The organism is Mycobacteriales bacterium (assembly GCA_030697205.1).
Lineage (GTDB): Bacteria > Actinomycetota > Actinomycetes > Mycobacteriales > SCTD01 > JAUYQP01.
Genome location: JAUYQP010000054.1, coordinates 20,358 through 40,714, shown reverse-complemented (window position 1 = coordinate 40,714; position 20,357 = coordinate 20,358). Strand labels below are relative to the sequence as shown.

Annotated in this window: 20 protein-coding genes; 1 reads left to right on the top strand and 19 read right to left on the bottom strand. The window is 71.3% G+C overall.

All coding sequences use genetic code 11. The features are described 5' to 3' along the window. Positions 1 to 40: 40 nt before the first annotated feature. The 19 genes from Q8R60_18170 to Q8R60_18080 form a co-directional block, all read right to left on the bottom strand. Positions 41 to 457 (bottom strand): 4Fe-4S binding protein, encoded by a 417-nt coding sequence (locus tag Q8R60_18170; GenBank protein MDP3714402.1) that lies wholly within the window; start codon positions 455 to 457, stop codon positions 41 to 43. Then, on the bottom strand, positions 454 to 999 hold the full coding sequence (locus Q8R60_18165; protein MDP3714401.1) for an NADH-quinone oxidoreductase subunit C: 546 nt from the start codon (positions 997 to 999) through the stop codon (positions 454 to 456). Before Q8R60_18165 ends, Q8R60_18170 begins: the two co-directional genes overlap by 4 nt. Beyond that, a complete protein-coding gene (nuoB, locus tag Q8R60_18160) occupies positions 996 to 1,517 on the bottom strand; it encodes an NADH-quinone oxidoreductase subunit NuoB (GenBank protein MDP3714400.1) in 522 nt (173 codons plus the stop codon). The genes Q8R60_18165 and nuoB overlap by 4 nt, the downstream gene beginning before the upstream one ends. Before the next feature lie 270 nt (positions 1,518 to 1,787). Then, positions 1,788 to 2,786 carry a polyprenyl synthetase family protein gene (locus Q8R60_18155; GenBank protein ID MDP3714399.1) on the bottom strand — a complete coding sequence of 333 codons (999 nt, stop codon included), beginning with the start codon at positions 2,784 to 2,786 and terminating at the stop codon, positions 1,788 to 1,790. Position 2,787: 1 nt separating this feature from the next. Beyond that, on the bottom strand, positions 2,788 to 4,347 hold the full coding sequence (gene nuoN, locus Q8R60_18150) for an NADH-quinone oxidoreductase subunit NuoN (GenBank protein MDP3714398.1): 1,560 nt from the start codon (positions 4,345 to 4,347) through the stop codon (positions 2,788 to 2,790). Between the two features lie 6 nt (positions 4,348 to 4,353). Further along, entirely contained in the window at positions 4,354 to 5,934 is a 1,581-nt protein-coding gene (locus tag Q8R60_18145) for an NADH-quinone oxidoreductase subunit M (GenBank protein MDP3714397.1), read from the bottom strand. Beyond that, entirely contained in the window at positions 5,931 to 7,850 is a 1,920-nt protein-coding gene (gene nuoL, locus Q8R60_18140) for an NADH-quinone oxidoreductase subunit L (GenBank protein ID MDP3714396.1), read from the bottom strand. Before nuoL ends, Q8R60_18145 begins: the two co-directional genes overlap by 4 nt. A 118-nt stretch (positions 7,851 to 7,968) precedes the next feature. Continuing rightward, complete coding sequence (gene nuoK, locus Q8R60_18135; GenBank protein MDP3714395.1) at positions 7,969 to 8,268, bottom strand: NADH-quinone oxidoreductase subunit NuoK; 300 nt, start codon at positions 8,266 to 8,268, stop codon at positions 7,969 to 7,971. Further along, positions 8,265 to 9,011, bottom strand: coding sequence for an NADH-quinone oxidoreductase subunit J (locus Q8R60_18130; protein MDP3714394.1), 747 nt, complete (start codon positions 9,009 to 9,011; stop codon positions 8,265 to 8,267). The genes nuoK and Q8R60_18130 overlap by 4 nt, the downstream gene beginning before the upstream one ends. Further along, entirely contained in the window at positions 9,008 to 9,517 is a 510-nt protein-coding gene (gene nuoI, locus Q8R60_18125; GenBank protein MDP3714393.1) for an NADH-quinone oxidoreductase subunit NuoI, read from the bottom strand. The genes Q8R60_18130 and nuoI overlap by 4 nt, the downstream gene beginning before the upstream one ends. Beyond that, positions 9,510 to 10,805, bottom strand: a complete 1,296-nt coding sequence (nuoH, locus tag Q8R60_18120; protein ID MDP3714392.1) for an NADH-quinone oxidoreductase subunit NuoH — start codon at positions 10,803 to 10,805, stop codon at positions 9,510 to 9,512. The genes nuoI and nuoH overlap by 8 nt, the downstream gene beginning before the upstream one ends. Continuing rightward, positions 10,802 to 13,321, bottom strand: a complete 2,520-nt coding sequence (locus tag Q8R60_18115) for an NADH-quinone oxidoreductase subunit G (GenBank protein ID MDP3714391.1) — start codon at positions 13,319 to 13,321, stop codon at positions 10,802 to 10,804. Before Q8R60_18115 ends, nuoH begins: the two co-directional genes overlap by 4 nt. Continuing rightward, positions 13,318 to 14,616 carry an NADH-quinone oxidoreductase subunit NuoF gene (gene nuoF, locus Q8R60_18110; GenBank protein MDP3714390.1) on the bottom strand — a complete coding sequence of 433 codons (1,299 nt, stop codon included), beginning with the start codon at positions 14,614 to 14,616 and terminating at the stop codon, positions 13,318 to 13,320. The genes Q8R60_18115 and nuoF overlap by 4 nt, the downstream gene beginning before the upstream one ends. After that, positions 14,613 to 15,272 (bottom strand): NADH-quinone oxidoreductase subunit NuoE, encoded by a 660-nt coding sequence (gene nuoE, locus Q8R60_18105; GenBank protein MDP3714389.1) that lies wholly within the window; start codon positions 15,270 to 15,272, stop codon positions 14,613 to 14,615. Before nuoE ends, nuoF begins: the two co-directional genes overlap by 4 nt. Further along, positions 15,272 to 16,597 carry an NADH-quinone oxidoreductase subunit D gene (locus Q8R60_18100; GenBank protein ID MDP3714388.1) on the bottom strand — a complete coding sequence of 442 codons (1,326 nt, stop codon included), beginning with the start codon at positions 16,595 to 16,597 and terminating at the stop codon, positions 15,272 to 15,274. The genes nuoE and Q8R60_18100 overlap by 1 nt, the downstream gene beginning before the upstream one ends. Further along, complete coding sequence (locus Q8R60_18095; GenBank protein ID MDP3714387.1) at positions 16,594 to 17,211, bottom strand: NADH-quinone oxidoreductase subunit C; 618 nt, start codon at positions 17,209 to 17,211, stop codon at positions 16,594 to 16,596. Before Q8R60_18095 ends, Q8R60_18100 begins: the two co-directional genes overlap by 4 nt. 32 nt (positions 17,212 to 17,243) lie before the next feature. After that, positions 17,244 to 17,789, bottom strand: a complete 546-nt coding sequence (locus tag Q8R60_18090) for an NADH-quinone oxidoreductase subunit B family protein (protein ID MDP3714386.1) — start codon at positions 17,787 to 17,789, stop codon at positions 17,244 to 17,246. Position 17,790: 1 nt separating this feature from the next. Next, the gene (locus tag Q8R60_18085) at positions 17,791 to 18,150 is read right to left on the bottom strand and encodes an NADH-quinone oxidoreductase subunit A (GenBank protein MDP3714385.1); all 360 of its coding nucleotides are present in this window, start codon (positions 18,148 to 18,150) and stop codon (positions 17,791 to 17,793) included. A 105-nt stretch (positions 18,151 to 18,255) separates the two neighbouring features. Further along, positions 18,256 to 19,521 carry a geranylgeranyl reductase family protein gene (locus tag Q8R60_18080; protein MDP3714384.1) on the bottom strand — a complete coding sequence of 422 codons (1,266 nt, stop codon included), beginning with the start codon at positions 19,519 to 19,521 and terminating at the stop codon, positions 18,256 to 18,258. Positions 19,522 to 19,642: 121 nt separating this feature from the next. Between Q8R60_18080 and Q8R60_18075 the strand changes: the two genes are divergently transcribed. Continuing rightward, complete coding sequence (locus Q8R60_18075) at positions 19,643 to 20,338, top strand: demethylmenaquinone methyltransferase (protein MDP3714383.1); 696 nt, start codon at positions 19,643 to 19,645, stop codon at positions 20,336 to 20,338. Positions 20,339 to 20,357 lie beyond the last annotated feature (19 nt).

The following is a 20,357-nucleotide window of genomic DNA, read 5'->3' as shown; positions in this document are numbered from 1 at the left end:
TCTTCCTCCGGGTCGGGGTGCGTCTCACCGAGATCAACGCTCAGGGGCGGGGCGGCCGTTCCCCGTCGAGCTCCTCCTTGGCAGGGCCGGCCGCGGGGTCCAGCGGCGGCGGCGGCGGCACCGTGGCGAGCCACTCCCCCAGCAGGTCGCGCTCGTGGACGAGCCCCTCGGCCGCGGTCGCGGCGTAGGCGTGCTCGGGCGACCAGTGCAGCGCGTCGAAGGGGCACACCTCGATGCAGATCCCGCAGTACATGCACAGCGAGAAGTCGATGGCGAAGCGGTCCATGACGTGGGAGACCTTGGGCTTGCCGCGCGGCGTCTCGGCCGGCTCGACCTCCTTGTGGGAGTCGATGTGGATGCACCACGACGGGCACTCGCGGGCGCAGAGCATGCAGACCGTGCAGCTCTCGGCGAGCAGGCCGATGACGCCGCGGCTGCGGGCGGGCAGGTCGGTCACGGGGCCACTCCGGGGGGCAGCAGCCGACGCCGCCGCGGGCTGTCGGTGTCGGACTCGCCCGGCTCCTTGCGGCCGGGCCAGGGCGTCGTCTGGCGGCGCTCGAGCAGGACGTCCTTGCGCAGCGGGCTCGTGACGCCGTCGGGCAGCAGCAGCCGGGTGAGACCGGGGTGGCCCTCGAAGCCGATCCCGAACAGCTCAGCGGTGTGGCGCTCGTGCCAGGCCGCACCAGCCCACACACCGGTCAGGGTGGCGACAGTGGGGTCCTCGCGGGGGACCCGGGTGCGCAGGGCGAGCCCGTGCTTGTCGGTGGTCGAGAAGGCGCGCAGCACGACGTCGAAGCCGGCCGCCTCCTCGTCGACGGCGGTGACGAGGTCGAGGGAGTCCAGGCCCAGCCCGTCGCGCAGGGCCGTCGCCGCCTCCTGCCAGCGCACGCGGGGCACGTCGACGGTGACCAGGGAGTACGCCGCTGCCGCGGTCACCTCGGCGATACCCGCCGACTGGACGACCGCGACGGCCCGGTCGGCGAGCTCCTGCGGCGTCACAGCTGCTGCTCGAGCAGGAGCAGGCCGTCGAGCAGGGCCTCGGGCCGCGGCGGGCAGCCGGGAACGAGCACGTCGACGGGCAGCAGCTCACCGACGCCGCGCACCACGCAGTAGCTGTCCCAGTAGGGACCGCCGCTGTTGGAGCAGGAGCCGAAGGAGATGAGCTTGCGCGGCTCGGGCAGCGACTCCCAGAGCGCGACCAGCGCGGGTGCGACCTTGTCGGTGACGGTGCCCGACACGACCAGCACGCTCACGTCGGGCTCGTCGGGCTCGTCGGGCTCGTCGGCCTTGGCGGTCCCGAGCCGCAGCACGCCGCTGCCGTCGACGGGCGCGTCGAGGGAGGCCGCGAGCAGCTCGACCGCGCAGCAGGCGAGGCCCGCACCGACGACCCGGAGCCGCCAGGTCCGGCCCGCGGTGAGCACCAGCCGCAGCGGCGCCGGCAGCGGAGCGGCCTGCGGGTCGACCGCCGCGCCGGGTGCCGCGCCGGGTGCCGCGCCGGGTGCCGTCGGGGTCGTCACCCGCCCATCCTGCCCGCTCACCCGGCGCGGCCCACCGCCCCGTACCCCTGGCGGAGCGCACGTGGGCCGCGGCGGCTCCACGATGTGGCGATCATCCCCGCGGAGCTGAGCGCGCGTGATCGCCACATCCCGACTGATGGCAAGGGGCACCGGCGGTGTCACGGTCCCCCGGCCCGACGATGTGGCGATCATCCCCGCGGAGCTGAGCGCGCGTGATCGCCACATCCCGACTGATGGCGAGGGGTGTCGGGGCAGGTGGTGCGTGCCGGGTCAGCCGGTGCGGTCGGCGACGAAGGCGGTGAGCCCCAGCAGCGCGTCGCGGGCCGGCCCGTCGGGCAGGTCGGCGGCCACCGAGCGGGCCTCGTCGACGTAGCCCTGCAGTCGCTGCCGCGCCTCGTCCATCGCGGGGTGGGCGCGCAGCAGGGCGAGGGCCTCGGCGTGCAGGGCGTCGTCGGTGAGGTCGGCGTGGAGCAGCTCGCGCAGCCGGGCGCTCTCGTCGTCGGTGCCGGCCAGCACCAGCAGCACGGGCAGGGTCCGGACGCCCTCGCGCAGGTCGGTGCCGGGCGTCTTGCCCGACGCCGCCGAGTCGCTGGTGATGTCGATGAGGTCGTCGGACAGCTGGAAGGCGACCCCGAAGACCTCGCCGTAGCGCGCGACGGTCTCGACGTCGGCGGGCGCGGCACCCGCGGTCATCGCGCCGAGCCGGGCGGAGGTCGACAGCAGCGACGCGGTCTTGTCGGCGATGACCTGCAGGTGGTGGGCGACGGCGTCCTCACCGTCGAGCGGTCCGGCGGTCTCGGAGATCTGACCCTCGACGAGCCGGGCGAAGGTCCGCGACTGCAGGTGGGTGGCCTCTGTGCCGAGCCCGGCCGTGAGGTCGGACGCGCGGGCGAACAGGTAGTCGCCGGTGAGGATCGCGACGGTGTTGGTCCAGCGCGCGTTGGCGCTCTCGGCACCGCGACGTACGAGCGCCTCGTCCATGACGTCGTCGTGGTAGAGCGTCGCGAGGTGGGTGAGCTCGACGACGACGGCGGCGTCGACGACACCAGGAGCGCCCGGGTCACCCAGCTCGGCAGCCAGCAGCGCGAGCAGCGGGCGGACCCGCTTGCCGCCGGCGGCGACGAGGTGGGCGCTGGCCTCGCGCAGCAGCGGGTGGCTGGCTGCGACGACCTCGCGGAGCCGGTCCTCGACGCGTGCGAGGCCGCCCTGCAGCGACGCCGCGAGGACGGGGTCGGCGTCGAGCGCCGCCGCGCCGAGGCTGGTGGTCATGTCAGCGGACGAAGACGGCGGCGTCGTTCGCGAGCTCGAGGACCGACTGCGGGTAGACGCCGAGCACGACGGTGACGGCCAGTCCCGCGGCGATCGCGGCGGCGGTGAGACCGCTCGGGATCGCGACGGTCGGGCCGTCCGGAGCCGGCTCCTGGAAGAACATCAGCACGACGACGCGGGCGTAGAAGAACGCCGTCACCGCGCTCGCGATGACACCGACCACAACGAGCGCAGTCGCACCGCCCTCGGTCGCGGCCTGGAACACCGCGAACTTCGCCATGAAGCCGCTGGTGAGCGGGATGCCGGCGAGCGCGAAGAGCAGCAGCGCAAAGGCCCCGGCGACGACCGGGCTCTTGCGACCGAGGCCCGCCCACTGCGCGAGGTGGGTGGCCTCGCCGCTGCTGTCGCGGACGAGGCTGACGATCGCGAAGCTCGCGATGGTCGTGAAGCCGTAGGTCAGCAGGTAGAACAGCGTGCTCGCGAGACCGGTCTTGTTGACCGCGATGACGCCGACCAAGATGAAGCCGGTGTGGGCGATCGAGGAGTAGGCGAGCATCCGCTTGACGTCGGTCTGCGTCACCGCGAGCACCGCGCCGAGCACCATCGTGAGGATCGCGACCGCCCACATCATCGGGCGCCAGTCCCAGGAGGTGCGCTCGAAGCCGACCTGCAGGACGCGCAGCACGGCGCCGAAGGCGGCGACCTTGGTGCACGCCGCCATGAGGGCGGTGACCGGCGTCGGAGCGCCCTGGTAGACGTCGGGCGTCCATGCCTGGAAGGGCACCGCGCCGACCTTGAAGAGCAGGCCGACGACGAGCATCGCGAGGCCGAGGTAGAGGAGCAGGTCGTTGCTGGAGGCGACCCCGGTGGCGTCGAAGACATCGCCGAGGTCGACGCTGCCGGCGTAGCCGTAGATGAGCGCGACGCCGTAGAGGAAGAAGGCGGAGGAGAACGCGCCGAGCAGGAAGTACTTCACCGCGGCCTCCTGCGACAGCAGGCGGCGACGGCGGGCCAGCCCGCACATCAGGTAGAGCGGCAGCGACAGGACCTCGAGCGCGACGAACATCAGCAGCAGGTTGTTGCAGGCGGGGAAGAGCATCATGCCGCCGAGCGCGAACATCGCGAGCGGGTAGATCTCGGTCTGGACCGTGCCGCTCTCCGACAGCGCGACGTCCTCGCGGCTGCCCGGCAGGACCGCTGCCTTGGCGACGACGGCGCCACCGGAGCTGTCGAGGCGCTGCTCGGCGAGCAGCATGATGCCGGCGAGGCCGAGCACCGCGAGGGTGGCCTGTAGGAACAGCGTCGGGCCGTCGACGGCGATGGCGGCCTCGGCGGTGAGCTCACCGGCGCCGCCCTCACCGGTGCGGTCGCCCCAGAGCAGGACGACGGCCACGAAGGACCCGACCAGACCCGCGGCGGCGACGGCGAGCTGCAGGGCGCGCCGCTGGGCGGCGGGGGCGATGGCCTCGACGAGCACGCCGATCACGGCGGCGCCGAAGACGAGGAGCATCGGCGCCAGCGCCGCGTAGGCGATGGAGGGCGACTGGATGTCGTCGATCACGGTTGCCTACTTGCTCTCGGTCGCGACGGGGGCGGCGTCGGTCGGCGCGGGGTCCTCCACGCCGACGTCCTGCTGCAGCGTCGCGTTGACGGCGGGGGTGATGACGTCGAGCAGTGGCTTCGGGTAAAAGCCGAGGAAGATCATCATGGCGATGAGGGGCGCGACAGCGGCGACCTCACGGAAGCGCAGGTCCTTGACCTTCTCCTTGACGATCCCCGCGGGGAGCTCGAGCGGGCCCTGCATCGTCTGCTGGTAGGCCAGCAGGATGTAGAGCGCGGCGAGGATGATGCCGAGCGTCGCGAGCACGGCCGCCACCGGGTAGGTGGTGAAGGTGCCGACGAGCACGAGGAACTCGCTGATGAAGGTCGACAGCCCCGGCAGCGCCAGCGAGGACAGGCCGGCGACGAAGAACAGGCCGCCGAGCACCGGAGTGATCGACGCGACGCCGGAGTAGTGCTCCTTGTTGCGCGACTTGCCGCGGGCGATGAGGAAGCCGACGACGAGGAACAGCGCGCCCGTCGACAGGCCGTGGTTGACCATGTAGAGGACCGCGCCGGTGCCGGCCTGCGACGTGAAGGCGAAGCAGCCCAGCCCGATGAAGCCGAAGTGGGCGACCGAGGTGTAGGACACCAGCCGCTTGAGGTCGGTCTGGCCCATTGCGAGCAGCGCGCCGTAGAGCACGCCGATCACGCACAGCGCGATGATGTAGGGGCCGAGCTCGCGGGCGGCGTCGGGGAACAGCGGCAGGCAGTAGCGCAGGAAGCCGAAGGTCCCGACCTTGTCGAGGATGCCGACGAGCAGGACCGCGCCGCCGACAGGTGCCTCGGCACCGGCGTCGGGCAGCCAGGTGTGGAAGGGCCACAGCGGTGCCTTGATGGCGAAGGCGATGAAGAAGCCGGAGAACAGCGCGATCTGCAGCGGCGTGGACATCTCCAGCTGGGTAAGCGCCTCGAAGTTGAACGTGCCCTCGCCCTGGTCGGCGGAGACGACGTAGAGCCCGATGACCGACGCCAGCATGAGCAGGCCGCCGACGAGGCTGTAGAGCAGGAACTTCACGGCGGCGTAGGAGCGCTGCGGGCCGCCGTACTGCCCGATGAGGAAGTACATCGGGATGAGCATCGCCTCGAAGAAGACGTAGAACAGGAAGACGTCGGTCGCCGCGAAGACGCCGATCATCATCGTCTCGAGGATGAGCAGCAGCGCGAAGAAGGTCTTGACGCTGCGCTTGCGGGGCGAGGCGGAGCCGTCGTCGTTCGGCGTCGGGTCGGCGTCGTCCCAGCTCGCGAGCAGCACGACGGGGACCAGCACCGCGACCAGCGCGATGAGCACCAGCGCGATGCCGTCAGCACCGACGGCGTACTGCACGCCGAAGGTGGGGATCCAGTCCTTCTCCTGCACGAACTGGAAGCGCTCGCCGTTGGGCTCGAAGGCCGCGCACATCGCGATCGTCATGCCGAGCACGACGAGCGAGGTGCCGAGGGCGACCTGCTTGACCAGCTCGTCGCGGCCCTTCGGGACGAGCGCGATCAGCAGCGCACCGACCAGCGGCGTGATGCCGAGGATCGTGAGCCAGGGGGTGCCGGTCATGCGCCGATCCTCACCACGAGCAGGGCGCCGGCGATGAGCAGGGCGCCTGCGAAGACGGACAGGGCGTAGGAGCGCACGAAGCCGGTCTGCAGTCTGCGCAGCCGGCCGGAGGCGCCGCCGACAGCGGCCGCGAGGCCGTTGACCGCACCGTCGATGCCCTTGTTGTCGACGTAGACCAGGGCCCGGGTGAGGTACTGCCCGGGGCGCATGAGGACGGCCTCGTTGAGGGCGTCGAGGTAGAGGTTGTTGCGGGCCGCCGTGGTGAGCGGGCCGACGGCGACCGGCGGGGTCGTCGGGACCGGCTTGGTGGCGTACTGGAACCAGGCGAGCGCAACGCCGATGCCGGCGACCGTGGTCGCGAGGATCGAGACGACGATCGGCGCGAGGACGTGGTCGACCGCCTCGGTGCCCGTGATCGGCGCGAGCCAGCCCTGCAGGTCGACGACGTTGACGAGCACGAAGCCGAGCACGATCGCCCCGACGGCGAGGATGCCCATCGGGACCGTCATGACCTTCGGCGACTCGTGCGGGTGGACGTCGGGCGTCCAGCGCTTCTCCCCGAAGAACGTCATGGTCCACAGCCGCGTCATGTAGAAGGCGGTAAGGCCGGCGCCCAGCAGCGCGATGCCGCCGAAGACCCACCCGCGGGTGCCGCCCTGGTCGAGGGCGTGCTCGATGATGAGGTCCTTGGAGAAGAAGCCGGCGGTGAGCGGGAAGCCGATGATGGCGAGGTAGCCCGCCGTCATGCAGGCGAAGGTCACCGGCATCTCCTTGCGGAGCGCACCGAAGCGGCGGATGTCGACCTGGTCGTTCATGCCATGCATGACCGATCCGGCCGACAGGAACATGCAGGCCTTGAAGAAGCCGTGGGTGAGCAGGTGCAGGATCGCCACCGCGCCCGCGCCGGGGATCCCGACCGCGAGGAACATGTAGCCGATCTGGCTCACCGTGGAGTAGGCCAGCACCTTCTTGATGTCGTCGTAGACGCAGCCGATGATGCAGCCGATCAGCAGTGTGATCGCGCCGATGATGCTGACGACGAGCGCGGCGTCGGGGGTCTGCAGGTAGATCGGCGTGGAGCGGGCGATGAGGTAGACGCCGGCGGTGACCATGGTTGCCGCGTGGATGAGGGCGGAGACCGGGGTCGGGCCCTCCATCGCGTCGGGCAGCCAGGTGTGGAGCGGGAACTGCCCCGACTTGCCGCAGGCGCCGAGCAGCAGCAGCAGGCCGACGGCGGTCGCGGTGCCGCCGGCGAGGACGCCCTCCTCGGCGGCGCTGAAGACGCCGAGGAAGTCGGTGGTGCCGAGCGCCGCGAACAGCACCATGATCGCGAGCGACAGCCCGACGTCACCGACGCGGTTGGCGATGAAGGCCTTCTTGGCCGCCGTCGCCGCCGACGGCTTGGTGAAGTAGAAGGCGATGAGCAGGTACGACGCGAGGCCGACGCCCTCCCACCCGACGTAGAGCGCGAGGAAGCTGTCGCCGAGGACGAGCAGCAGCATCGCGGCCACGAACAAGTTGAGGTAGGCGAAGAACTGCCGCTTGCGCGGGTCGTGCCCCATGTAACCGAGCGAGTAGACGTGAATGAGGAAGCCCACGCCGGTGATGAGCAGCACGAAGGTCGCGGACAGCGGGTCGTAGAGCAGACCGGCGTCCACGTTGAACCCGTTGACCGGGATCCACGAGAACAGCGTGCGCTGCACCGAGCGCTCACCGGCTGCCTCGCCGGTGAGGGCGAAGAAGCTGATCAGGCCGTAGACGAAGGCCGAGCCCGTCATCGCGCAGGCGAGGTAGGGGCCCCACGAGTCGGTGCGGCGACCGCCGAGCAGCAGCACGGCCGCACCGAGCAGCGGCAGCGCGATGAGCAGCCAGAGCAGCTCGAAGCTGCCGGTCGCGGCGACGTAGCGGGTCGTCACCTCGACGGCCTCGCCCTCGGCGAGCACGCTGAGCGCGCTCACCGGGAGCACCGGTTCGGGTCAGGCACGGGTCGTCCTCGTCTCGTGCGGCCCAGGGTCAGGAGGGCCGGTGATGGGGCTAGTACTTGAGCAGGTTGGCGTCGTCGACGGACGCCGAGCGGCGGGTGCGGAAGATGCTCATGATGATCGCGAGGCCCACGACCACCTCCGCCGCAGCGACGACCATCACGAAGAAGGCCATGATCTGGCCCTCGAGCGAACCGTTGATGCGACTGAAGGTGACCAGAGTGAGGTTGACGCTGTTGAGCATCAGCTCCACGCACATGAAGACCAGGATCGCGTTGCGCCGGGTCAGCACACCGACGGCGCCGATCGTGAACAGCAGCGCCGCGAGGACCAGGTAGTAGCTGGGGCTCATCCGTGCACCACCGGTCCCTGGGGCTCCTCGGTCAGCGTGGGGCTCACCGAGCCGGGGGCGGTGCTGCCGTCGGGCAGCAGCGCGCCGATGGCGGTGTTGTCACCGAGGGCGAAGACGCCCGGTCCGGGCAGAGGGTGCGGGTGGCCGCTGGCGAAGCGGGCGCGGGCCCGCTCGCGCTGGGTCAGCGCCGCGACGCCGACCTTCTCCTTGTGGGCGAGCACCATCGCGCCGAGCGCGGCAGTGATGAGCAGCGCCGAGGTGACCTCGAAGGCGAAGACGTACTTGGTGAACAGCAGCCGGGCGATGCCGACGACGTTGCCGTCCTGGTTGGCCTCGGTGAGGCCCGCGCCGTCGCCGTCGACCGCGCTGCCGACCGCGCCCATGAGCAGCAGGCCGAAGCCGATGCCCACGACGAAGGTCGCGACCCGCTGGCCGCGCAGCGTCTCGACGAGCGAGTCCGCCGAATCGACGCCGACGAGCATGAGGACGAACAGGAACAGCATGAGGATCGCGCCGGTGTAGACGATGACCTGCACCGCGGCGAGGAACGGCGCGTCCTGCACGGCGTAGAGGCCGGCGAGCGACAGCATCACCGCGGCCAGGAACAGCGCGGCGTGCACGGCGTTGCGCGAGAGCACCATCGCGGCGGCCGCGATGACGCACAGCGGGCCGAGCACCCAGAAGGTGATCGCCTCGCCGGTGGAGGCGGCGGCCAGCACGTCGGCCGTGACAGCTCCGGTCACTGGTCGCCTCCCGCGCCCACGTAGTAGTCGGTGTCGGAGTCGCCGAGCCGCATGGGGTGCGGCGGCTGCTCCATGCCCGGCAGCAGCGGGGCCATCAGCTGCTCCTTGGTGAAGATCAGCGCGGTGCGGCTGTCGTCAGCGAGCTCGAACTCGTTGGTCATCGTCAGCGACCGGGTCGGGCACGCCTCGATGCACAGGCCGCAGAAGATGCAGCGCAGGTAGTTGATCTGGTAGACGGCGGCGTAGCGCTCACCGGGCGAGAAGCGCCGCTCGTCGGTGTTGTCGGCACCCTCGACGTAGATCGCGTCGGCCGGGCAGGCCCACGCGCAGAGCTCGCAGCCGATGCACTTCTCGAGGCCGTCCGGGTGTCGGTTGAGGACGTGGCGGCCGTGGTAGCGCGGCGCCGTGACCTTCTTGACCTCGGGGTACTCCTCGGTGGTCTTCTCCTTGAACATGGCGCCGAAGGTCACGCCGAACCCCTTCACGGGGTCGAACAGGCTAGCCACGGTCCACCTCCTCCTCGGGACGTGCGGGCGCGCCGGACGTGACCGCGGCCTGCTGCAGCGATCGCGGCGTGGGCGGCACGACGAGGTCGAGCGGCGGTGTCGGGAAGCCGCCCTGGTCGAGCGGCACGAGGCCCTCCTCGGGGGTGGGCTCCACGACGGGGGGCTTCTGCGGGATGAGGTAGAAGATCGCGAGCAGCACGGCGAACGCGGCCAGGATGTAGAAGACCCGGGTGCGCCCGTCGGGCACCTCCTCGGTCAGCGTGCGGATCGCCGCGACGAGCAGGATCCAGACGAGGCTGACCGGGATGAGGACCTTCCACCCGAGCTTCATGAACTGGTCGTAGCGCATCCGGGGCAGGGTCCCGCGCAGCCAGATGAACAGGAAGATGAAGCCGATGACCTTGAGCAGGAACCACACCATCGGGAACCAGCCCTCGCTCATCCACTCGACGCGGCTGAACGGGAACGGCGCGCGCCAGCCGCCGAGGAACATCGTGGTCGCGAGCGCGGAGACCGTGACGATGTTGATGTACTCGGCGAGGAAGAACATCGCGAACTTCAGCGAGGTGTACTCGGTGTGGAAGCCACCGACGAGCTCCGACTCGGCCTCGGGGAGGTCGAAGGGCGCGCGGTTGGTCTCACCGACCATCGCGATGAGGTAGATGACGAACGACACCGGCAGCGTGATGGCGTACCACTTGTCGGCCTGGCCGTCGACGATGTCGGCGGTCGACAGCGACCCGGCGTAGAGGAACACCGCGACGAACGACAGGCCCATCGCCACTTCGTAGGAGATGACCTGCGCCGCAGAGCGCAGCCCGCCGAGCAGCGGGTAGACCGAGCCGCTGGACCAGCCGGCGAGCACGATGCCGAAGACGCCGACGCTCGAGCAGGCGAGCACGAACAGCACACCGATCGGCAGGTCGGTCAGCTGCAGCGAGGTCTGCTCGCCGGCGATCGACACCTCGGGCCCGAACGGGATGACCGAGAAGGCGAGGAAGGCGGGGACGGCGGAGACGATCGGTGCGAGGACGTAGACCGGCTTGTCGGCCAGCGCCGGGATGATCTCCTCCTTGAACGCCAGCTTGATGCCGTCGGCCAGGGACTGGAGGTAGCCGCGCGGGCCGACCCGGTTGGGGCCGACGCGCATCTGCATCCAGGCGACGACCTTGCGCTCGAAGACGATCGAGAACAGCGTCAGCAGGACCAGCAGGACGAAGACGAACAGCACCTTGCCGATGGTCAGCCAGAGCGGCTCGTTGCCGAGGCTCGTCACGGTGTCGTTCACGCCTGGCCCTCCCCGTCGGTCTGGTCGGCGACCGCGTCCTGCACGTCGCTGGCGGCCTCGCCGGACGGGTCGGTGTCGGTCGGGACCATCCGCTCCTCGGCCTCGCTCATCGGGCTGCTCGGCGGCGGCACCGGGCCACCCGGGCCCTCGATCGCAACGACGTCGCCACCGACGGCCGACAGGTCGCGGCGGACCGCGGCGTCGTCGAGCCGGGTCGGGACCCACACGACGCGGTCGGGCAGGTCGGCGACGACCAGCGGCAGCTGCAGCGCGCCGCGCTCGGTCGTCACGGTCACGAGGTCGCCCTGCGCCGCGCCGATCTCGGCGGCGGTCGCCGCGGACAGGTGCAGCCGCGGCCGCTTGGCCGTGCCGGCGAGGAACGGCTCGCCGTCGAGCAGCGAGCCGTCGTCGAGCAGCCAGTGCCAAGTCGCGAGGACCGCCTGACCGGCGATGGGCGACGGGGCCTCACCAGCGGAGTACGACGGGACCGCCGGGGCGCTCGCGCGCACGCCGAGCCGGCCGATCTCCGCGCGGGCCGCCGCGACGTCGGGCAGCCCGAGCGGGCGGTCCATCTCGTCGGCGAGCACGTGGAGCACGCGCACGTCGGGCAGCGCGCCCGAGGTCTGCAGCACGGCCTCGAACGGGCGGGCGCGGCCCTCCCAGTCGAGGAAGGTGCCGGCCTTCTCGACCACCGCGGCCACCGGCAGCACCACGTCGGCGCGGTCGGTCACGGGCGAACGGCGGATCTCGAGGCTGACGAGGAACGACGCCTTGTCGAGCGCGTCGAGGGCGAGCAGCGGGTCGCGGACGTCGGCCGGGTCGACCCCGCCGACGACGAGCGCGTCGAGCTCGCCGTCGCGCACGGCGGTGAGGATCGCCTCGAGGTCGCGGCCGGGCTCGGTCGGCAGCGGGCCCCACAGGGCCTCGATGTCGGCAGCCTGGTCGAGGGTGCGACCACCGGGCAGCAGCGTCGGCAGCGCACCGGCGTCGACGGCACCGCGCTCACCGGCGCGGCGCGGGACCCAGGCGAGCTTGGCGCCGGTGCGGGCCGCCAGCGCGGCGGCGGCGGACAGCGCCCCGGGGGCGGTCGCGAGGCGCTCGCCGACGAGCACGACGGCACCCGGCTGCGACAGCGCGGTCACGACGTCGGCGTCGAGGCCGGCCAGTGCGGCGGCCTCGGTGCCGGGCACCGTGGAGAGCAGCGTCGCACCGGTCTTCGTCGTACCCGGGGTGGCGAAGGGCGCCACGGCCCAGACCTTGGTCGTGCCGGCGAGCGCGGCCTTGCGCACCCGCAGGAACAGGATCGGCGACTCCTCCTCGAGCTCGAGCCCCGCGACGAGGACGGCCGGCGCGGCCTCCACGTCGGCGTAGGTCGTCTCGAGGTAGCGCCCGGCGACCGAGGACGCGAGGAAGTCGAGCTCCTCGGTGGTCCCCGGGCGGGTGCGGGCGTCGATGTCGTGGGTGCCGAGGGCGACGCGAGCGAACTTCGCGTAGGCGTAGGCGTCCTCGACGGTGACTCGGCCGCCGGGCAGGACCGCGGCGCCCTTGCCCTCGCGGGCCATCGTCAGGCCGCGGGCCGCGACGTCGAGCGCCTCGGTCCAGGACGCGGGCCGCAGCCGGCCGGTGTCGTAGTCGCGCACGAGCGGGCCGGCGATGCGGTCGGGCTGGGTGGCGTAGGTGAAGCCCCACCGGCCCTTGTCGCAGTTCCACTCCTCGTTGACCTGCGGGTCGTCGCCGGCGAGGCGGCGCAGGACCTTGCCGCGGCGGTGGTCGGTGCGCAGCGCGCAGCCGGCCGCGCAGTGCTCGCAGACCATCGGCGAGGAGACGAGGTCGAAGGGGCGGGCGCGGAAGCGGTAGGCCGCGCCGGTGAGCGCGCCGACCGGGCAGATCTGCACGGTGTTGCCGGAGAAGTAGCTCTCGAACGGCGTGTCGGTGTAGATCGCGACCTGCTGCAGCGCACCGCGCTCGAACAGCTCGATGAAGGGGTCACCGGCGATCTGCTGGCTGAAGCGGGTGCAGCGGGCACAGAGGACGCAGCGCTCGCGGTCGAGCAGGACCTGCGTCGAGATGGCGATCGGCTTGGGGTAGGTGCGCTTGACGTCGTGGAAGCGCGACTCGCTGCCGCCGTGGCTCATCGCCTGGTTCTGCAGCGGGCACTCGCCGCCCTTGTCGCAGACCGGGCAGTCGAGCGGGTGGTTGATGAGCAGCAGCTCGAGGGTGCCCTTCTGGGCCTTCTCGGCGACCGGGCTGGTCAGCTGGGTCTTGACGACCATGCCCTCGGTGACCGTCGTCGTGCAGGACGCGAGCGGCTTGCGCTGCCCCTCGACCTCGACGATGCACTGGCGGCACGCGCCGACCGGGTCGAGCAGCGGGTGGTCGCAGAAGCGCGGGATCTGGATCCCGACGAGCTCGGCGGCGCGGATGACGAGGGTGCCCTTGGGGACGCTCACCTCGAAGCCGTCGATGGTCAGGCTGACCAGGTCGGTCGTCGTCGTGATGTCCTGCGTCGCGGTCATGCAGTGGCTCCGGCGAAGATGGTCGAGGCCACCGGGTCGAAGGGGCAGCCGCGCCCGGTGATGTGGGCGAGGAACTCGTCGCGGAAGTACTGCACACCCGACACGATCGGGCTGGTCGCGCCGTCGCCGAGGGCGCAGAAGGACCGGCCGAAGATGTTGTCGCAGGTGTCGAGCAGCGTCGCGATGTCCTCCTCGGTGCCGGTGCCGGCCTCGAGGCGCTTGAGGATCTGCACCATCCAGTAGGTGCCCTCGCGGCAGGGCGTGCACTTGCCGCAGGACTCGTGGGCGTAGAACTCGGTCCAGCGCAGCGTGGCGCGAACCACGCAGGTGGTCTCGTCGAAGCACTGCAGGGCCTTGGTGCCGAGCATCGAGCCGGCCGCGGTGACGCCCTCGTAGTCGAGCGGGACGTCGAGGTGCGCGTCGGTGAGGATCGGGGTGGAGGAGCCGCCCGGGGTCCAGAACTTCAGGGTGTGGCCCTCGCGCATGCCACCGCTCATGTCGAGCAGCTCGCGCAGCGTGATGCCGAGCGGGGCCTCGAACTGGCCGGGGTTCTTCACGTGGCCCGACAGCGAGTAGAGCGTGTAGCCCTTGCTCTTCTCGGTGCCCATGCTCGAGAACCACTCGGCGCCGCCGAGCACGATGGAGGGGACCGACGCGATCGACTCGACGTTGTTGACGACGGTCGGGCTCGCGTAGAGGCCGTGCGTCGCGGGGAACGGCGGGCGCAGCCGCGGCTGGCCGCGGTAGCCCTCGAGGGAGTCGAGCAGAGCCGTCTCCTCGCCGCAGATGTAGGCGCCCGCGCCGGAGTGGACGACGACGTCGAGGTCGAAGCCCGAGCCGTGGATGTCCTTGCCGAGGTGGCCGGCGGCGTAGGCATCGGCGACGGCCTGCTGCAGCCGACGGATGACGTGGAGGATCTCGCCGCGCACGTAGATGACGGCGAAGGAGGCACGGATGGCGTACGACGCGATCGCCACCCCCTCGACGAGCACGTGGGGGTTGGACAGCATGAGCGGGGTGTCCTTGCAGGTCCCCGGCTCGGACTCGTCGGCGTTGACGACGAGGTAGTGCGGCTTGCCGTCGCCCTGCGGGATGAAGCCCCACTTCATTCCCGTGGGGAAGCCGGCGCCGCCGCGGCCGCGCAGGCCGGAGTCCTTGACCAGCTGGATGAGCGAGTCCGGCGTCTGGCCGAGGGCCTTCGTCAGGGCGGTGTAGCCGCCGTGGCGGGTGTAGCCGTCGATCGTGAAGGAGTCGGCGTCGTCCCAGTGGCGGGACAGCACGGGGGTCAGCGTCATGACTGCTCCTGGCCCGGGTAGTCGGGTGCGGTGTCGCCGCGGCCCTTCGCGAGCTCGAGGCCGACCAGCGCGGGCGGGCCGGCGTTGACGCCCTCGCCCGCGCGGCCGTCGTTGAAGCCGGCGATGACGCGACTGGCCTGCTTGAAGGTGCACAGCGACGACGGTCCACGGGTGGGCGGCGGCGGGGTGCCGGCGCGGCAGGCGTCGACGAGGTCGCGGGCGGAGGCCGGCGTCTGGTTGTCGTAGAACTCCCAGTTGACCATCATCACCGGCGCGTAGTCGCAGGCCGCGTTGCACTCGAGGTGCTCGAGGCTGACCGTGCCGTCCTCGGTCGTCTCGTTGTGGCCGATGCCGAGGTGGTCCTTCACGGCGGCGAAGATCTCGTCGCCGCCGAGGACCGCGCACAGCGTGTTGGTGCACACACCGACGTGGTAGGTGCCGGCCGGCTTGCGGCGGTACATCGTGTAGAAGGTCGCGACGGCGCCGACCTCGGCCTTGGTGAGGCCGAGCTCCTCGGCGCACAGCGCGATGCCGTCGGGGCTGACGTAGCCCTCCTCCGACTGCACGAGGTGCAGCATCGGCAGCAGCGCCGAGCGGGGCACGGGGTAGCGCGCGATGAGCTCGCGCGCCTCTGCGCGGGTCTTGTCCGTGAGCACTACCTGTCCACTCCGCCCATGACCGGATCGATGCTCGCGACGGCCGCGATGGCGTCGGCGAGCAGAGCGCCTTCGCACATCGCGGAGGTCGCCTGCAGGTTGACGAAGGAGGGGTCGCGGACGTGGACGCGGTAGGGCCGCGTGCCGCCGTCGCTCACCGCGTGGAAGCCCATCTCGCCGCGGGGGGACTCGATCGCGACGTAGACCTGACCGGCCGGGACGCGGAAGCCCTCGGTGACCAGCTTGAAGTGGTGGATCAGGGCCTCCATCGAGGTGCCCATGATCTTCTTCACGTGGTCGAGGGAGTTGCCGAGGCCGTCGCTGCCCAGAGCCAGCTGGGCCGGCCAGCCGACCTTCTTGTCCTCGACCATGACGGGGCCGGGCACCAGCTTGTCGAGCGCCTGCTCGATGATCTTCATCGACTCGCGCATCTCGCGGATCCGGACCCGGAAGCGACCCCACCCGTCGGCGGTGGTCTCCACGGGCACGTCGAAGTCGTAGCCCTCGTAGCCGCAGTAGGGCTCGGTCTTGCGCAGGTCCCAGCCCAGGCCGGCGGCGCGGAGGATCGGTCCGGTCACGCCGAGGGCCAGGCAGCCCTGCAGGTCGAGGTGCGCCACGCCCTGCAGCCGCGCCTGCCAGATGGGGTTGCCGGTCAGCAGGTCGTCGTAGCCGGGGAGGCGCTCGTCGAACAGGGCGAGCAGCTCGCGGATCTTCTCGACCGCACCGGGCGGGAGGTCGGCTGCGACGCCGCCGGGCCGGACGTAGGCGGGGTTCATCCGCTGGCCGGTGATCATCTCGAGCACGTCGAGGACGACCTCGCGCTCGCGGAAGCCGTTGGTCATCGCGGTCAACGCACCGAGCTCCATACCGCCGGTCGCGAGACCGACGAGGTGCGACGCGATGCGCTGCAGCTCCATGACGAGCACCCGGATGACGTTGGCCCGCTCGGGCACCTCGATGCCGAGCAGCTTCTCCACGGCCAGGCAGTAGCCGGTCTCGTTGAAGGCGTTGGCGAGGTAGTCCATGCGCGTCACAAAGGTGACGCCCTGGGTCCACGTGCGGTACTCGAGGTTCTTCTCGATGCCGGTGTGGAGGTAGCCGATGACGGTGCGGGCCTGGGTGACCGTCTCGCCCTCGAGCTCGAGCACGAGGCGGAGCACGCCGTGCGTCGACGGGTGCTGCGGCCCCATGTTGACGACCATGCGCTCGTCCTCGGCGGCCCCCGCGAGGACGGTGTCCCAGTCGCCACCGGTGACGGTGTAGACCGTGCCTTCGGTGGTCTCGCGCGTGCCGGCAGGCGCGGCGTAGGGGTCGGTGGTCGTCACGAGTAGGTCCTCCGCTCGTCGGGCGGCGGGATGGTGGCGCCCTTGTACTCGACCGGCACGCCGCCCAGGGGGTAGTCCTTGCGCTGCGGGTGGCCGTCCCAGTCGTCGGGCATGAGGATGCGGGTCAGCGCCGGGTGGCCGTCGAAGACGATCCCGAAGAAGTCCCACGTCTCGCGCTCGTGGAAGTCGGCCGTCGGGTAGACGTCGCAGACGCTCGCGACATGGGGGTCCTCGACGGTGACGGCGGTCTCGAGGCGCAGCCGGCGGCGGTAGGTCATCGACGTCAGGTGGTAGACGGCGTGCAGCCGAGTCGCCTCGGCGGGGTAGTCGACGCCGGAGACGCTCGAGAGCAGCTCGTAGCGGTGGTTGGGGTCGTCGCGCAGGACCTGGCACACCTCGGCGACCTTGTCGGGGCGCACGTGCAGGGTCAGCTCGCCGCGGTCGACGACGACGCGGGTGATGGCGTCGGAGAAGGCCGGGTAGGCGGCCTCGAGGGCGTCGACGGCCTCGTCGAACCACCCGCCGTAGGGGCGCGGCGTGGAGACGGCTTCCGGCGTACGACGGACCAGGCCTCCGAAGCCGGAGGTGTCACCGCCGAAAGCGGCACCGAACATGTCCTGACCGGCGCGCGGCTCGAGGGGGGCCGTCACTGGGCGTACCGCACGCTGCTCGGGAGCAGGATCTTGGGCTCGTAGCCCGGCAGCTCGCGACGCTTGGCGTTGGCACCGAGCGGCTCGTCCATGATCTTGTCGTGCAGCTTGAGGATCGCGTCGAGCAGCATCTCCGGGCGCGGCGGGCAGCCGGGGAGGTACATGTCGACGGGGATGATGTGGTCGACGCCCTGCACGATCGCGTAGTTGTTGAACATGCCGCCGGAGCTGGCGCACACGCCCATCGCGATGACCCACTTGGGCTCGGGCATCTGGTCGTAGATCTGGCGGACGACGGGCGCCATCTTCTGGCTGACCCGGCCCGCGACGATCATCAGGTCGGCCTGGCGCGGCGAGGCGCGGAAGACCTCCATGCCGAAGCGGGCGAGGTCGTAGCGACCGGCGCCCGACGCCATCATCTCGATGGCGCAGCAGGCGAGGCCGAACGTCGCCGGCCACAGCGAGGACTTGCGCGACCAGTTGACGAGCTTCTCGACGCTCGTCAGCAGGACTCCGCTGGGGAGCTTCTCCTCAAGACCCATGTCAGTCCCACTCCAGACCGCCGCGCCGCCAGACGTAGGCGTACGCGACGAAGACGGTGCCGATGAACAGGACCATCTCGACCAGGCCGAACAGCCCGAGCGAGTTGAAGGTGACGGCCCAGGGGTACAGGAAGATGATCTCGATGTCGAAGACGATGAACAGCATCGCCGTCAGGTAGAACTTGATCGGGAAGCGACCGCCGCCCATGGGCTGCGGGGTCGGCTCGATCCCGCACTCGTAGGCGTCGAGCTTGGCCCGGTTGTAGCGCTTGGGACCGATCAGACCGGCCGCCAGCACCGAGCCCGCCGCGAAGGCGAAGGCCAGCGCGAAGAGCACGAGGATCGGGACGTAGACGTCCATCAGCGGCCGTGCTCCTCTCGGGCGGGACGTGCAGGAAGGCGGGGGGCGACCCGACGGGGCAGCCTACGGGTCGCGGCCGGGTGCGCGACGGGTGGGGTCATGCCGTCAGGCCGCCGGGGCGAGCTTGACCATGCCGTTGATGACCCGGTCGAGGGCGTCCCCGCCGCGCGGGTCGGTGAGGTTGGCGAGCAGCTTGAGCGTGAACTTCATGAGCAGCGGGCGCGGCAGGCCGTACTTCGTCGCCAGCTTCATGACCTGCGGGTTGCCGATGAGGCCGACGAAGACGCGACCGAGCGTGTAGTAGCCGCCGTACTGCGCCTTCATGGCGGCCGGGTAGGCCTCCAGGGCGCGCTCGCGGGCCGGGCCCTCGGCGCGGGCGAGCGCCTGCACGACGACCTCGGCGGCCAACCGGCCGGACTCCAGGGCGTAGGCGATGCCCTCGCCGTTGAACGGGTTGACCGCGCCCGCCGCGTCACCGACGAGCAGCATGCCGTCGCGGTAGTGCGGCTGGCGGTTGAAGCCCATCGGCAGGGCGGCGCCGCGGATCGGGCCGCGCGCGTGCTCCTCGTCGTACTGCCACTCGCTCGGCATCGACGCCGTCCAGCGCGCCATCAGGTCCTTGTAGTTGGTGTCCTGCCAGGCTGTCGTGGTGTTGAGGATGCCGAGGCCGACGTTGGACGTGCCGTCGCCGACGCCGAAGACCCAGCCGTAGCCGGGGAGCAGGTCGCCGTCGGGGGTGCGCAGCTCCAGCCAGGACTCGAGCATGTCGTCGTCGTGGCGGGGGCTCTCGTAGTAGCGCCGCACGGCCACGCCCATCGGGCGGTCGTCGCGCTTGTGGATGCCCTGCGAGAGCGCGAGGCGGGCGCTCACGCCGTCGGCGGCGATGACGACCGGCGCGCGGTAGGTCGTCTCGACCTTGTCGGGCCCGACCTTCGCGGTGACGCCGACGATGCGGCCGTTCTCGACGACCGGGCCGGTCACGGTGCTGAGGGTCTGCAGCCGGGCGCCGGCCTTCTGCGCGGTCTGGGCGAGCAGGTCGTCGAAGTCCAGCCGCGGCCGGACCAGGCCATAGCTCGGGTACGACGCGAGCTCCGGCCAGGGCAGCTCGAGCTTGACGCCGCCGCCGATGATGCGAAGGCCCCGGTTGCGGATGAAGCCGTTGGCGTCGGTGGTGTCGATGCCCATGTCGACGAGGGTCTTGACCGCGCGCGGCGTGAGGCCGTCGCCGCAGACCTTCTCGCGGGGGAAGGCGGTCTTCTCGAGCACGAGGACGTCGAGGCCGGACTGGGCGAGCAGCTGCGCGGCAGCGCTCCCGCCGGGGCCGGCGCCGACGACGACGACGTCCGCGTCCTGCACGGCTGAGGTGGTCACCGGGGCTCCGTTCTGGCGCTTGTGAAAGATTTCACGAGCGCTGTGGTCGAGTGTAGGGGCTGCACGGTGAGGTGGCACTCCCGGTTCGCGCGCGGCCGGGACCTCCTGGGAGGATGGTGGCGTGACCCGCGCGACGCTCGAGAAGGACCCGGCCCAGGTGGCCGCCATGTTCGACGAGGTGGCCGCGCGCTACGACCTCACCAACACCGTGCTGTCGCTCGGCCAGGACCGCGGCTGGCGGGTCGCGGTGCGCTCTGCGCTCGACCTGCGCGCCGGCGAACGGGTCCTCGACCTGGCCGCGGGGACCGCCACCTCCAGCGCCGCGCTCGCCGCGTCGGGCGCGTCGGTGGTCGGCTGCGACTTCAGCCTCGGGATGCTGCGGGTCGGTGCCCGCGCCGGCCACCGGGGGGTGTCGCTGGTCGCCGGTGACGCGCTGCGGCTGCCCTTCGCCGACGCGTCCTTCGACGCGGTGACGATCTCCTTCGGGCTGCGCAACACCGCGGACCGCGTGGTGGCGCTGCAGGAGATGCTGCGGGTGACGCGGCCCGGCGGCCGGCTCGTGGTCTGCGAGTTCAGCCACCCGACGTGGAAGCCGTTCCGCACCGTCTACGTGGAGTACCTCATGAAGGCGCTGCCGGCGGTGGCCTCCCGCGTGAGCAGCGACCCAGCCGCCTACGTCTACCTCGCCGAGTCGATCCGGGCCTGGCCCGCGCAGGCATCGTTGGCCCAGGACCTGCAGCGGGCCGGGTGGGGCGCGGTCGCCTGGCGCGACCTCACCGGCGGCATCGTCGCGCTGCACCGAGCCACTCGCCCCTAGTCGCAGCGCCGAGGGCGAG

What these genes read in the sequence shown, in the direction of transcription:
- Q8R60_18155 (MDP3714399.1), bottom strand. Translation starts at nt 2,786, where the DNA reads ATGACCACCAGCCTCGGCGCGGCGGCGCTCGACGCCGACCCCGTCCTC.
- Q8R60_18145 (MDP3714397.1), bottom strand. Translation starts at nt 5,934, where the DNA reads ATGACCGGCACCCCCTGGCTCACGATCCTCGGCATCACGCCGCTGGTC.
- nuoK (MDP3714395.1), bottom strand. Translation starts at nt 8,268, where the DNA reads ATGAGCCCCAGCTACTACCTGGTCCTCGCGGCGCTGCTGTTCACGATC.
- Q8R60_18115 (MDP3714391.1), bottom strand. Translation starts at nt 13,321, where the DNA reads ATGACCGCGACGCAGGACATCACGACGACGACCGACCTGGTCAGCCTG.
- nuoF (MDP3714390.1), bottom strand. Translation starts at nt 14,616, where the DNA reads ATGACGCTGACCCCCGTGCTGTCCCGCCACTGGGACGACGCCGACTCC.
- Q8R60_18095 (MDP3714387.1), bottom strand. Translation starts at nt 17,211, where the DNA reads ATGTTCGGTGCCGCTTTCGGCGGTGACACCTCCGGCTTCGGAGGCCTG.
- Q8R60_18090 (MDP3714386.1), bottom strand. Translation starts at nt 17,789, where the DNA reads ATGGGTCTTGAGGAGAAGCTCCCCAGCGGAGTCCTGCTGACGAGCGTC.
- Q8R60_18085 (MDP3714385.1), bottom strand. Translation starts at nt 18,150, where the DNA reads ATGGACGTCTACGTCCCGATCCTCGTGCTCTTCGCGCTGGCCTTCGCC.